The sequence below is a fragment of the Myxococcus vastator genome (genome assembly GCF_010894475.1).
GTDB lineage: Bacteria > Myxococcota > Myxococcia > Myxococcales > Myxococcaceae > Myxococcus > Myxococcus vastator.
Window position 1 is genome coordinate 1 of sequence record NZ_JAAIYB010000237.1, and the last position, 12,611, is coordinate 12,611.

A 12,611-nucleotide genomic window follows, 5' to 3' on the forward strand; every position below is an offset into this window, starting at 1 on the left:
CCCCACGCCCGAGGCCGCGCCCAAGACGGCCGAGGCCGCGCCCAAGGCCGCCGAGGCCGCGCCCAAGGCCGCCGAGGCCGCGCCCAAGGCCGCCGAGGCAGAAGCGCCCAAGGCGGCCGAGGCAGCGCCCAAGACGGCCGAGGCAGCGCCCAAGACGGCCGAGGCAGCGCCCAAGACGGCCGAGGCAGCGCCCAAGCAGGCCGAGGCCCCCGCGGCGCCTCCTGCCGCTGAAGCGCCCGCTGCGCCGGCTGCCGCTGAGGCACCCGCCAAGAAGGCAGGCGCCACCGCCGCCGGTAAGGCCGAGCCCACCGCATCGCCCGGGGCATCCGCGGGAAAGGCCGAGGCCGCGCCCCCGAAGTCCGCGGCCCCCGCCGCGCAGAAGCCGGCAACCGCCGAGTCGACTCGCGCGGCGCCCACACCGCCCCAAGCGGACGCACCGCCGATCAACCTGCCTGCCGGAATCCTGGACTTGCAGCGCGAGCCCGTCCCGGACACGCCGCCGCTGTCGCCCGAGGAGCAGATCCACCGGGACATCCAGGCGGACGCGCGCTTCCTCTTCCAGTCGCTGCTGACGGGGGACGTGCGCACGGCCTCGAACGAGCTGCTCTACCCGTTCAGCCTGGAGGCGGAGCGCTACGCCACGCCGGAGGAGCTGGTGTCGGCGTGGGTGAAGCAACTGCGGCTGAAGCGCACGGACCTCATCACCCTCTATGACGTGGAGGTGATGCCGCTGGAGGCCATGGAGAAGAAGTACGGCAAGGCGCCCGCGCGGCTGGGGTTGGACCTGCGCAACCCCAAGGACGTGTGGACGGCCGTGGGCAACCTCTCCGGCCGCCCCGCCGTCCTCGTCTACCGCCAGTACCGCGACGAGTTCCGCGCCTTCGCCTACACGGACTGAGCGGTCAGCTCAGGGCCTTGACCAGCTCACCCAGACGGGCAAGGCCCTTCTGCAGCACCTCGCGCGAGGTGACGAAGCTCATGCGCACGTAGCCGTCCGCGCCGAACGGCTCGCCGGGCACGGCGGCGACGCGGAAGTCGTCGAGCAGAATCTCCGACAGCTGCATCGAGGACGTCACCGGCTTGCCCTTGTACGAGCGGCCCAGCAGGCCCCGCACGTCCGCGAAGGCGTAGAAGGCGCCCTCGGGCATCCGGCAGCGCACGCCGTCCAGCGCGTTCAGTCCCGCGACGAAGAAGTCACGGCGCTCGCGGTACTCCTTCACCATGGTGGTGATGGTGTCCGGCGGCCCTTGCAGCGCCGCCAGCGCGGCCTTCTGGCCAATGGACGAGGCGTTGGACGTGGACTGGTCCTGCACCATCTGCATGGCGGCCACCAGCGGCTTGGGCCCGGCGATGTAGCCCAGGCGCCAGCCCGTCATGGAGTACGCCTTGCTCATGCCGTTCACGACGACCAGCCGCGGCACCAGGTCCGGCGCCACGTCGCTGATGCCCAGCCGCTCGTCGGTGAAGAGCAGCTTCTCGTAGATGTCGTCCGTGACGATGAGGCAGTCGTGGGGCCGCAGCACCTCCGCGATGCGCTCCAGCGCCGCGCGTGAATACACGGCGCCGGTGGGATTGCCCGGGCTGTTGATGATGACGGCGCGCGTGCGCGGCGTGAGCGCGCGGCGGATGGCGTCCGGGTCCGGCGCGAAGCCGTCCTCCTCGCGCGTGGGGACGATGACGGGCGTGGCGCCCGCCAGCCGCACCATGTCCGGGTAGCTGACCCAGAAGGGCGCGAAGATGATGACCTCGTCCCCCTCATCCAGCACCGCCTGGCAGAAGTTGTAGAGGGCCTGCTTGCCACCGGACGTGACGAGCACCTGGTCCGGCGTGTAGCGCAGCCCGTTGTCCCGCTCGAGCTTGGCGCAGATGGCCTCGCGCAGCTCCAGGATGCCGTTGGTCGCGGTGTACTTGGTGAAGCCCGCGCGCAGCGCCTCCACCGCGGCCTGCTTCACGTAGTCCGGCGTGTCGAAGTCCGGCTCTCCCGCGGCCAGGACCACCACATCCACACCCTTGGCGGCGAGCGCCTTGGCGCGCGAGTTGAGAGCGAGCGTCGGAGACGGCTTGATGGCCTGGAGCCGGCGAGCGAGTTTCATGTCCCCTGCCTAACGCGGAGCGCCACGCCGGACAAGGGGCCTGCCCGCTACTTCCTTCCAGCGAACTTCGCCTTCAAACCTTCGTGCACGTTGGGCGGCACCAGCCCGGTGACGTCCCCCCCGAAGGAGGCCACCTCCCGGACCAGGTTGGAGGAGATGTAGAAGTAGTCCTCCCCCGTCATCATGAAGACAGTCTCGACGTCGGGCGCCAGCTTGCGGTTCATGTTGGCGAGCTGGAACTCGTATTCGAAGTCGGACACCGCCCGCAGCCCGCGGACGATGACGCCCACGTTGCGGCGCCGCACGTAGTCCACCAGCAGACCGTGGAAGGCGTCGACCTCCACCCGGTCGTCCTGGACGGCCTCGCGAATCAACGCGCGCCGCTCGTCCTCGGTGAAGAGCGGTGTCTTCTTCGGGTTCACCGCGATGGCCACGATGAGCCGATCGAACATCTTCAGGCTGCGCTGAATGAGGCTCAGGTGCCCGTTGGTGAGCGGATCAAAAGAACCAGGATAGATGGCGACCGGCATGTGCCTGGAAGTCTCGGATGCCCCCGGGAGCCGGTCAAGGACTGCTCACGGCGCCCGATAGAAGCTCACCAACGTGTCCCCGAAGCGGCGCTGGTCTTCCCGGATAAGCCCGGCATGTGTGTCCGGGGCCGCCTCGCGCTTGTCGTGCTCCACCACCACCATGCCGGAGGGCGTCAGCAGCCCGGCGGCCACGACGCCGTCCAGCACCGTCTCCACCACGCGCGCGGCGTACGGCGGGTCCGCGAAGATGAGCTCGAAGCGGTCGCCTCGCCGTTTCAGCGTCTCCAGGGCCCGGGCCACCGGCGCGGACAGCACCTCCACCTGCCCGGCGAGCCCCACGGCCCGCGCATTCTCACTGCAGAGGGTGAGCGCCTCGCGGTCCTGGTCCACCAGCACCGCCTGCCCCGCGCCGCGAGACACGGCCTCCAGGCCGAGCGCGCCGGTGCCGGCGTAGAGGTCCAGCACCCGCTGGCCGTCCAGGAACTGGCCCAGCACGTTGAAGAGCGTCTCCCGGACGCGGTCGGCGGTGGGGCGGATGTGAAGGGACGAGGACTTGGGGCCGGCCAGGGCGCGGCCCTTGGCGGTGCCGGCGACGATTCGCATGGGGCCCCTTCTACACCGCTCCGGCCTCAGTCGCCCCGCTTCTCCGCCAGGAAGCGCAGCGACGCCTGACCCGTGCGCGTGGCCCCCAGCGCGGCCAGGACCTCGGTGGCCTCCATGAAGGACAGGGCCTCCAGCTTCTCCCGCGCGGCGTCGTCCAGCGGCGGCAGCTGCTCCTCCAGCACGCTCAGCAGCTGGCCCGCGGGCAGTCCGGCGGCAGCGGACTTCTCCTCCACGCTGGCGCGGACGTCCGGGGGCCACGCCCCCAGCGCGAGCCGCTCGAAGCCGCCCACGCAGTCCACCTTGCGCACGCCCGCCGCCACGTACGTGGGCAGTCCGCCGACCCGGGCCGCGCCCGCCTCGCCCACCGACAGCACGGCGTCGTACTCCGAGGCCAGCTCCACCAGGCTCCGCAGCAGCCGCACGTCCGGCTCGCCCTCGCTCAGCGCGGACTCCGGCACCCGGACGAAGTCCACCGGCACCTTCCACTGCCTGAGGCCCTCCAGCAGCGTCCGGTACGCGTCCACGAACCCACCCGAGGCGGCCGGTCCCGTCAGCTCCAGCGCCAGCTCGCGCTCGGTCACCGGCGCCACCAGCGCATTCACGGCCTCCACGGCCTCGTAGGAGTCCAGCCGGGACAGGTCCAAGGACACCAGCGAGAAGCCGGCGTCCACCACGCGGTAGATGCCGTCCTTCAGGGCGTCCAGCGTGTCCGCGTCCGCCCGGGCCACGCGAATGGGCCCGGCCTGGAGGAACAGGGGCCGCGCGTGCTCGGCCTCGGCGGCCACCTGGTGCGCGGCCACGACGAAGCGCTCGGGCGCCCCGCGGTCCGACAGGGGGTGGGGGCAGGCCAGCCCCAGCACGGCGTCTTCGGAGCGGGCCGCGCGCAGCAGCCCTGGCAAGGCGCCCTTCGCCTGGACCGGCAGACACGGCAGCGCCGCCGGCGCCTCCGCCAGGGCACGCAGCAGCTCCCGGGGATTGAGCAGCGGCACGCGTGAGCCCGCGCCCACCCGCGCCACCGTGTTCCCCGGCCGTAACGTCAGCACCTTGTCCAGCACGTTCATGGAGCGCGGAGAATCATCCGCCCGCGCCGTCCGAGGCAAGGTGAAGCTGTCAGGAGCGTCCGCTGTGGGGCACGCCCCCCAGGCCACGGGCCAGGGTGCCCCCGGCAAGTTCCGAGGGCCGTCAGTGGACCTCACCCAGGTGGGCGTAGGTCTCGCTCTCGATTTGAATCGTGGTGTGGTCGATTCCGAAGCGGTCGTACAGGTCGTGCTTCACCGCGGTGAGAATCTCGTCGTTGTTGCAGACCATGGGGTCCTGCACCACCAGGTGCGCGGACATCGCGTAGACGCCGCTGGAGATGGTCCACACGTGCAGGTCATGCACCGCCGTGACGCCCTGCGCGCGCAGCATCAGCTCCTTGATTTGCGCCAGGTCCACGTGCGCCGGCACCGCCTCCATCAGCACGTCCACCGCGTCGCGCACCAGCCGCACCGCGCCAATGACGATGACGAGCGAGATGACCACCGAGATGATGGGGTCCACGACGTACCAGCCCGTGTACGCCATGATGCCCGCGCCCACGAGCACGCCCACCGACGACAGCGTGTCCCCCAGCACGTGCAGGAACGCCCCGCGCACGTTCATGGAGTGGGAGCTGTGCAGGAACCCCAGCGCGCCCAGGTTGGCCAGCAGGCCCACCCCGGCCACGATGGCCATGGGCCCGATGTCCACCGGCGCCGGCGAGCGCACCCGCTCCCACGCCTCATAGAGGATGAAGCCGGTGATGCCCATCAGCAGCACGCCGTTGAGCAGCGCGCTGAGGATCTCCATCCGGTAGTAGCCGTACGTCTTCTTCACGTCCGCCGGCTTGCCCGCGAACCACAGCGCCACCAGGCTCAGCGCCAGCGCGGACACGTCCGTCAGCATGTGGCCCGCGTCGGACATCAGGGCCAGCGAGTTCGTCAGCCAGCCGCCCACCGCCTCCGCCAGCGCGATGGTGGCCGTCAGCACCAGGGCGAAGATGAGCCGGCGCTTGTCCTTCTTCCGCTCCTCCGCCAGTCCGCCCTTCCGGGGGCCGTGCCCATGGCCGTGCCCATGCCCATGGCCGTGATGATGATGGTGGCCATGACCGTCGTGGTCATGCTCGTGGCCATGCCCGGCTTCACCGCGGGTGTAAGGGGAGGTAGTCACGGGAGAGGGGGGTGCGGACAATGCCCATTCATGAGGTATGAGAGGCCGGGAATCTGGCTGCCGCCAGGCCCGGCGTCCCCTGCTCCGGAGCGTGGGGAGACGCGACGGAGGTGGGGATGGACTACGGGAAGCATCTGAACCTGCACACCATCATCATGCTCAGGGATGTCATCCGCAAGTGGTGGCAGGTGGAGCTGACGTTCGCGGACCGCCACGGCGTGGTGCGTGAGTGGCAGCGCGGGGAATTCAGCCCGCCGCCGAACGCCCTCTGCCGCGTCGCCCTGACCTCGAAGGAGGGCTTGCGGCGCTGCGGCCAGTCCGTCCGGGTGCTGAACGAGAAGTTCAAGGCCAACAAGAAGGTGCGCCGCTCGCTCATCCACGACTGCCACCTCAACTTCACCATCGTGGGCGCGCCCCTCTACATCGCCAACGAATACGAGGGCTTCCTCTTCGTCGAGGGCTTTGCCCGCCAGCCGCTCGACGCGCGTGAAGCGGACGTCCTCAAGTCGAAGGTGCGCCAGTTCGCCCCGTCGCACGCGGCGCTGGACGGCTTGAGCGAGCAGGTTCCCGTCCTGGACGGCGCCGACCTGAGCAAGCTGTCCGACCTGCTCGAGTGCGCGGCGAACGAAATCGCCAGCCACGAAGCGGCGGAGGCCTCCCGGCAGGAGGACGGCGCGCCCGCCGTGTCCCGCGAGCAGAATGAGCGCTACCGCTTCGAGAAGATCATCGGACGCTCCGGGCCCATGATGGAGGTGTTCCGGTTGATGGAGAAGGTGGCCAACTCCGACTCCACCGTCCTCATCAACGGCGAGTCCGGCACCGGCAAGGAGCTGGTGGCCCGCGCCATCCACCTCAGCGGCCCGCGCGCGCAGCAGCCCTTCGTGGTGCAGAACTGCTCCGCCTTCAACGACAACCTGCTGGAGAGCGCCCTGTTCGGCCACACCCGCGGCGCCTTCACCGGCGCGCTGCGAGACAAGAAGGGCCTCTTCGAGGTCGCCGACACCGGCACCTTCTTCCTGGACGAGGTGGGCGACATGTCCGCCGCGCTGCAGGTGAAGCTCCTGCGCGTGCTGCAGGAGGGCACCTTCCTGCCCGTGGGTGGCACGCAGCTCAAGGAGGTCAACGTCCGCGTCATCGCCGCCACCCACAAGGACCTGGGCGAGCTGGTGAAGCGGGGCGAGTTCCGCGAGGACCTCTACTACCGCATCAACGTCATCCGCGTGCAGCTGCCGCCCCTGCGGGAGCGGCGCGACGACATGCCCGTCCTCATCGACCACTTCCTGCGCAAGCACCACCGCGAGGGCCAGCGCGCGCGGGGGCTGGACGCGGAGGCCCTGGCCATCCTGGGCGCCTACGCGTGGCCGGGGAACATCCGCGAGCTGGAGAACGAAATCGAACGCCTGCTCGTGCTGGGGGGCGATCTGGAGTCCATTCCCGCCGAGCTCATCTCCAGCCGCATCCGCGACGCCGTGTTGCCCGGCGGAGGCCCCTTCATCTCTCCGCGCGCCCACGGCAAGCTGCACGAGGCCGTGGAGGCGCTGGAGCGGGAGATGATTCAGCAGGGACTGATGCGCACGCGCTACAACAAGAGCCGGCTGGCGAGAGAGCTGGGCATCAGCCGCTCCAACCTCATCCTGAAGATCTCCCGCTACGGCCTGGACAAGGGCCTGCCCGAGGACGAGGCGGAGATAGGCGACGCATGAGCCCCGGCACGCGGTACTTCCACCAGGACCGCCTGCGCGTCCCGGACGGCGCGGAGCTGTACTACCAGGTCCAGGGAGACGGCCTCCCGGGCATCGTCCTCTGTGACGGCCTGGGCTGTGACGGCTTCGCCTGGAAGTACCTGGCGCCCTACCTGGTCCGGAACCACCGCGTGCTGCGCTGGCACTACCGGGGCCACGGCCGCTCCACCGTCCCCGCGGACCGCTCGCGCATCGGCATGCTGTACACCGGCGATGACCTGCGGCGGCTGCTGGACGCCGTGGGGATGGAGCGCGCCGTCCTCTTCGGCCACTCCATGGGCGTCCAGGTGGCGCTGGAGTTCCAGCGCCGCTACGCCCAGCGCGTGTGTGGGCTCGTCCTGGTGTGTGGCAGCTACGGCAACCCGCTGGACACCTTCCACGACTCCACCGCGCTCAAGCGGGCGTTCCCGCTCATCCGCCGCGTGGTGGAGCGCTACCCGGAACAGTCCGCCCGCATCATCCACACGGTGCTGCGCACGGAGCTGGCGGTGCAGTTGGCCATCACCCTGGAGATGAACCGGGAGCGCATCGCCCGGAACGACCTGGCCCCCTACTTCGACCACCTGGCCCGGATGGACCCCGTCGTCTTCGTCCGCACCCTGGAGTCCATGGCGGAGCACAACGCGTGGGACCACCTGCCCCACGTGGACGTCCCCACCCTGGTGGTGGCGGGCGGCCAGGACAAGTTCACGCCTGGCTGGATCTCCGAGGAGATGGCCGCCCGGATTCCGGGCGCCGAGCTGGACCTCATCCCCGACGGCACCCACACCGCCCCACTCGAAGCCCCCGGGCGGGTCGAGGCCCGCGTCGAGCGCTTCCTCCGGGAGCGACTGAACGTGCGTACCGCCGCCCTCTCCCCTTCACCTACACCGGGGGTGAGTCCTCCCCCAGGCCATTGAGCGGGCGCAAACGCCCGTTGGAAGGCGCGGACGCCCTGGTGTTGTTCATGGATGGCAGGAGTGAAAACCCGCCCGCCCGGACGCTGGACTTCCGGCTGCATTGCAGGGGACGCACTCGCGGCATATAAGCGCCCGCCTTCCGGGTTCCGGTGGGGTTCGGAAGCCCCGACCTCCTCGGGCGTACCCCACCTTCCATCACAGTTCGGTTCGTATGATTCCTCGCGAAAACATCCGTAACGTCGCCATCGTCGCCCACGTTGACCATGGCAAGACCACGCTCGTCGATCACCTGCTTCGGCAGGCGGGCACCTTCCGCAGCAACGAGCACGTCGCCGAACGGGTGATGGACTCCAACGACCTCGAGCGCGAGAAGGGCATCACCATTCTCGCGAAGAACACCGCGGTCAACTACAAGGGCATGCAGATCAACATCATCGACACCCCGGGTCACGCCGACTTCGGTGGTGAGGTGGAGCGCGGTCTGCGCCTCGTCGATGGCGTCATCCTGCTGGTGGACGCCGCCGAAGGTCCCCTGCCCCAGACGCGCTTCGTGCTCAGCAAGGCCCTGGCCATGGGCCTGAAGACGGTGCTGGTCATCAACAAGATCGACCGCCAGGACGCCCGCGCGAAGGACGTGCTGGACCTCGTGTACTCGCTCTACATCGACCTGGGCGCGGACGAGAAGCAGTTGGAGATGCCCGTCCTCTACACCGTCGCCCGCCAGGGTCAGGCGTCCACGGACCTGGACGTGCCCGGCAAGACGCTGGAGCCCCTGTACGACGCCATCATCAACCACATCCCGCCTCCGCCGAAGTCGGAGGAGACGACGCTGCAGTTGCTCGTCGCCAACCTGGACTACGACGACTACGTCGGCCGTCTGGCAGTGGGCCGCGTGCAGGCCGGCCGCATCACCGCCAACATGCCCATCACCGTCTGCCGCGAGGGCGGCAAGCTGCAGCCGGGGAAGATCGTCAAGCTGTACGGCTTCTCCGGCCTGAAGCGCGTGGAGATTCCGGACGCGGGTCCGGGTGAAATCGTCTCCATCGCCGGCATCGAGGAGATCTCCATCGGCGACACCATCGCCGACGCCGAGAAGCCGGTGGCCCTGCCCCGCATCACCGTGGACGAGCCCACGATGATGATGATCTTCAAGGTCAACGACGGGCCGCTGGCGGGCAAGGAAGGCAAGTTCGTCACCTCCCGCAACCTGCGTGAGCGCCTCTACCGCGAGGCCTACCGCAACGTGGCCGTCCGCGTGGAGGACACCGAGACGCCGGACGCGTTCCGCGTGGTGGGCCGCGGCGAGCTCGCGCTGGCGGTCATTATCGAGAACATGCGCCGCGAAGGCTACGAGCTGACGGCCTCCAACCCGGAGCCCATCACCAAGGTGGTGGACGGCCAGGTGCACGAGCCCATGGAGCTGCTCTTCTGCGACGTGCCGGAGAACAGCGTGGGCGCCGTGACGGAGCGCCTGGGGCCCCGCAAGGGCCGCATGGTGGACATGGGCAGCCTGGGCTCGGGCCGCACCCGGCTCCAGTTCCGCATCCCCGCGCGCGGCCTCATCGGCTTCCGCTCGGAGTTCCTCACCATCACCCGTGGCGAGGGCATCATGAGCAGCCAGTTCGACGGCTTCGAGCCGTGGTTCGGCTACATCCCCAAGCGGCAGAACGGCGCCATCGTCTCCGACCGCCTGGGCGACACCGTGCCCTACGCGCTCTTCAGCATCCAGGAGCGTGGCTCGCTGTTCATCGGCGCCAGCACCACGGTGTACGAGGGCATGATCATCGGCGAGCACTCGCACGCGTCCGAGCTGAACGTGAACTGCTGCCGCGAGAAGAAGCTCACCAACATCCGGGCCTCCGGCCGCGACGAGAACGTCATCCTCACCCCGCCGCGTGAGATGGGGCTGGAGAAGGCGCTGGAGTGGATTGCCGACGATGAGCTGGTCGAGGTGACGCCCAAGTCCATCCGCATGCGCAAGCGGGCGCTGGCGGTGGGTGACCGCTACCGCGCCGAGCGTGACCGCAAGCGCGAGGAGCGCGCGGCCGACTAGGCCTCCGCGCCCGACTGAAGTGCCGAGGGCCCGTTCCCACCGCGGTGGGGGCGGGCCCTTCGTACGTCCGCGCTCAGAACGTGTACTTCACCTTCGGAAACACGGCGAAGGACGTGATGTTGGGCCCGATGATGTAGCGCGCCAGCAGGTCCGCGCCGACGGAGAAGTGGTCCATGCCCGTGGCGTACTCCACGCCGAAGCCCAGGCCCGCGTTGGGCGCGCTGACGGCGCGTCCCGGGTCGCCCTCGCCGGGGTCCACGGGCGCCGGATCCAACCGCGTGTAGCCCGCCACCACCTTGGGCGTGAGGAACAGCCGGTCCATGACGCGCACGTGGTAGCCCACCGACGCGTTGAAGAAGGCCATGGTGAAGTTGTCCGACAGCGCGCACGTCTCCGTGCCGGGCAGGTAGCCCGCGAAGCAGTTCTGCGCGGATGAGCCGAGCCCGAAGTGCGCGCCCAGCGACAGCTTCTCCGTGAGGTCGTACCCCACGCCGAGCTGAAGGTACGTCTGGGCGTTGGAGTAGACGTTCTCACCGCCCACGGTGAAGAACACGCCAATGTCCGTCTCGGTGAAGAAGCCGCGGCGCGGCTGGAACTCCACCCCCTCCGGTGGCGTGGCCGCAAGAGCCGGAGACGACAGCAGCGCGAGCGCGGCAATCAGCTGAGACTTCTTCACGGGTCCTCCCGACAGACGTGCCCTCCCAGCGCAACGCGGGAGCGGCGCAGACGTTAATGACGCCCCCACGGAACCGGCAGTGGGGAAAAAACGAAAGTGGCGTGGACCGTTTCGTCCACGCCACTCGGATCCTTCACGGGCCGCGCCCGCCGCTCACCCGCCCGCGGGCGAGAAGAGCCAGGGGTACGTCACCGACACCACGCCGCCGCCCTTGGGCTCCGGGAACTTCCAGCGGCGGATTCGCGACAGCATGCAGCGCTCCGCCGCGGCGCTGTTCAGCGTCGTCTCGGAGACAGTCGCGTCGGACACCGCGCCCGTGGGGTCGATGACGAAGGCCACCGCCACCTTGCCCGCGAGGCTCGGGTCCTTGTTCAGCTCCGACTCGTAGCAGTACTTGATCTCCCCCTGGTGCCGCCGGATGACCTTGGCGATGACGTCCTTGTCCAGGCCGCCCACCACCGTCGTCTTGCCGGGGATGACCTTGGTGATGGACTTGCCACGGCCACCCAGGTCGATGCCGCCAGAGCCGCCCGTGCCACGGCCGGTGCCCTGCGTCCCGAGCCCACCGATGCCCAGCGCGGTGCCACCAGCGCCCTTGCCGGTACCGCGCGAGCCCAGGCCGCCGACGCCCTGCGCGTCACCCATGGCCGCGCCGCCCTTGAGGCCGCCCAGCGCGTCGTTGATGCCCGTGCCGAAGCCGCCGGGGCCGAACACGTCCGACGCCCCACCCTTCATGCCCTTGAAGGCGCCTAGCAGGCCGGCCTTGCCCACCGCCTGACGGTCCTTCTCCTTCTTGCTCTTGTCCACCACGGGCGTGCCGGGCTTGGAGGGCGCCGCCTCCTGCTGCTTCGCCTCCTCCTTGCCGAACTTGCCTTCCTCGTCCTTCGCCTTGGCGCCCTCTTCCGGCGCGGACAGCTGGAGCTTCTTCGCCTCCAGCTTCTTCTGCGGGGTGATGAGCAGCTTCGCCACGCGCTGCTGGGACTCGAAGATGTCCGCGCTCTGCGGCAGCTCCTGGCGCGGCGTCAGCACCATGGCCAGCACCGCCGCCAGGCCCGCCAGCATGCAGATGCTGGTGATTTTGAAGAACGTGAAGTCGGAGTCCTTCAGCGACGCGGCGGTGATGACCGGAGACGGCTTCACGTAGCGCGCCACGAAGGACACCGTGCCCAGCGACACCTCCACCCGGTCATGCAGGCCCAGGGAGAAGCGCTGCTCGGCGGCGTCACCGGCCTGGCCGGAGAGCGCGCCCGCGGCCCGCAGCGCGTCCTTGGTGCGCACGTTGCCCTGGTTGGTGACGAAGGCGCGCGAGCCCGCGGGCGCGCGCACCTCCAGCCCGTCCTTCTTGCTGACGGCCAGGACGTGGCGCTTGCCCACCGACGGCGCGAAGACGTTGAAGAAGTTCTTCTTCGCCTCGCCGATGGTGACGGGCACGCCGTCCTTGAAGTGCTGGACCTCCAGCAGGGTGTCACCCCACAGCAGCGCGACCTGGAGGACGCGCGCCTCGGGCGTGGGCCGGGCCTCGGGAGGCAGTGGCTCCTGGAGGTGTGGCGCCACCGTCCGCCGCGTCGTGGCCGCCGCGTTCGGCGTGGACGTCCGCGCCGTGGAGGGCGTCGCGCGAGGCTGGAGCCCCGGCGGCGCCTGCCGGGGCGGCTCGACCGGAAGCACCCCGGGAGAGGCCACCCGCTCCACGCGGTTGCCCAGCGCCGTGGACACCTGGCGCATGGGCGGCGGCGGCGCGGGCACCAGGTTCGGCAGGTCCGCGCGCGTCTGCGTCTGCATGCCACGCATCGGCGGCGGCGGTGGCGTGGCCACCCGCCCCTGGAAC

At 69.9% G+C, this 12,611-nt stretch carries 11 protein-coding genes; 4 read left to right on the forward strand and 7 right to left on the reverse strand.

The features are described 5' to 3' along the window. A partial coding sequence (locus G4D87_RS39530) for a hypothetical protein (RefSeq protein WP_240358497.1) occupies nucleotides 1–898 on the forward strand: 898 nt, incomplete at its 5' end. Between the two features lie 4 nt (nucleotides 899–902). On the opposite strand, the gene G4D87_RS22335 is transcribed toward G4D87_RS39530, so the two are convergent. The 5 genes from G4D87_RS22335 to G4D87_RS22355 all read right to left on the reverse strand — a co-directional run bounded on the left by G4D87_RS22335 (nucleotide 903) and on the right by G4D87_RS22355 (nucleotide 5,416). Then, nucleotides 903–2,093 (reverse strand): pyridoxal phosphate-dependent aminotransferase, encoded by a 1,191-nt coding sequence (locus G4D87_RS22335; RefSeq protein ID WP_163784163.1) that lies wholly within the window; start codon nucleotides 2,091–2,093, stop codon nucleotides 903–905. A gap of 47 nt (nucleotides 2,094–2,140) precedes the next feature. Next, a complete protein-coding gene (gene coaD, locus G4D87_RS22340) occupies nucleotides 2,141–2,623 on the reverse strand; it encodes a pantetheine-phosphate adenylyltransferase (protein WP_163784165.1) in 483 nt (160 codons plus the stop codon). A gap of 45 nt (nucleotides 2,624–2,668) precedes the next feature. Next, a complete protein-coding gene (rsmD, locus tag G4D87_RS22345) occupies nucleotides 2,669–3,226 on the reverse strand; it encodes a 16S rRNA (guanine(966)-N(2))-methyltransferase RsmD (protein WP_163784167.1) in 558 nt (185 codons plus the stop codon). 26 nt (nucleotides 3,227–3,252) lie between these two features. Next, nucleotides 3,253–4,287 carry a hypothetical protein gene (locus G4D87_RS22350; RefSeq protein ID WP_205507683.1) on the reverse strand — a complete coding sequence of 345 codons (1,035 nt, stop codon included), beginning with the start codon at nucleotides 4,285–4,287 and terminating at the stop codon, nucleotides 3,253–3,255. Nucleotides 4,288–4,408: 121 nt separating this feature from the next. Further along, nucleotides 4,409–5,416: a cation diffusion facilitator family transporter gene (locus tag G4D87_RS22355; protein ID WP_163784172.1), complete on the reverse strand. Its 1,008-nt coding sequence runs from the start codon at nucleotides 5,414–5,416 to the stop codon at nucleotides 4,409–4,411. Nucleotides 5,417–5,532: 116 nt separating this feature from the next. On the opposite strand from G4D87_RS22355, the gene G4D87_RS22360 reads away from it, so the two are divergent. The 3 genes from G4D87_RS22360 to typA all read left to right on the forward strand — a co-directional run bounded on the left by G4D87_RS22360 (nucleotide 5,533) and on the right by typA (nucleotide 10,110). Further along, the gene (locus G4D87_RS22360) at nucleotides 5,533–7,119 is read left to right on the forward strand and encodes a sigma 54-interacting transcriptional regulator (protein WP_163784174.1); all 1,587 of its coding nucleotides are present in this window, start codon (nucleotides 5,533–5,535) and stop codon (nucleotides 7,117–7,119) included. After that, complete coding sequence (locus tag G4D87_RS22365) at nucleotides 7,116–8,057, forward strand: alpha/beta fold hydrolase (RefSeq protein WP_163784176.1); 942 nt, start codon at nucleotides 7,116–7,118, stop codon at nucleotides 8,055–8,057. The genes G4D87_RS22360 and G4D87_RS22365 overlap by 4 nt, the downstream gene beginning before the upstream one ends. A gap of 211 nt (nucleotides 8,058–8,268) precedes the next feature. Further along, a complete protein-coding gene (gene typA / locus G4D87_RS22370; protein ID WP_163784178.1) occupies nucleotides 8,269–10,110 on the forward strand; it encodes a translational GTPase TypA in 1,842 nt (613 codons plus the stop codon). A 73-nt stretch (nucleotides 10,111–10,183) separates the two neighbouring features. Here the strand turns inward: typA and cglE are convergent, their stop codons facing one another. Together cglE and G4D87_RS22380 are read right to left on the reverse strand one after the other, a co-directional pair. Beyond that, nucleotides 10,184–10,786 (reverse strand): adventurous gliding motility protein CglE, encoded by a 603-nt coding sequence (gene cglE / locus G4D87_RS22375; RefSeq protein WP_163784180.1) that lies wholly within the window; start codon nucleotides 10,784–10,786, stop codon nucleotides 10,184–10,186. 153 nt (nucleotides 10,787–10,939) lie between these two features. Further along, nucleotides 10,940–12,611: TonB family protein (locus G4D87_RS22380; protein WP_163784182.1), on the reverse strand; the 1,672-nt coding region annotated here is incomplete at its 5' end.

Bases quoted from the DNA above. Each gene is read 5' to 3' on its own strand.
- G4D87_RS22335 (WP_163784163.1), bottom strand. From the start codon at position 2,093: ATGAAACTCGCTCGCCGGCTCCAGGCCATCAAGCCGTCTCCGACGCTC.
- coaD (WP_163784165.1), bottom strand. From the start codon at position 2,623: ATGCCGGTCGCCATCTATCCTGGTTCTTTTGATCCGCTCACCAACGGG.
- rsmD (WP_163784167.1), bottom strand. From the start codon at position 3,226: ATGCGAATCGTCGCCGGCACCGCCAAGGGCCGCGCCCTGGCCGGCCCC.
- G4D87_RS22350 (WP_205507683.1), bottom strand. From the start codon at position 4,287: ATGAACGTGCTGGACAAGGTGCTGACGTTACGGCCGGGGAACACGGTG.
- G4D87_RS22360 (WP_163784174.1), top strand. From the start codon at position 5,533: ATGGACTACGGGAAGCATCTGAACCTGCACACCATCATCATGCTCAGG.
- G4D87_RS22365 (WP_163784176.1), top strand. From the start codon at position 7,116: ATGAGCCCCGGCACGCGGTACTTCCACCAGGACCGCCTGCGCGTCCCG.
- typA (WP_163784178.1), top strand. From the start codon at position 8,269: ATGATTCCTCGCGAAAACATCCGTAACGTCGCCATCGTCGCCCACGTT.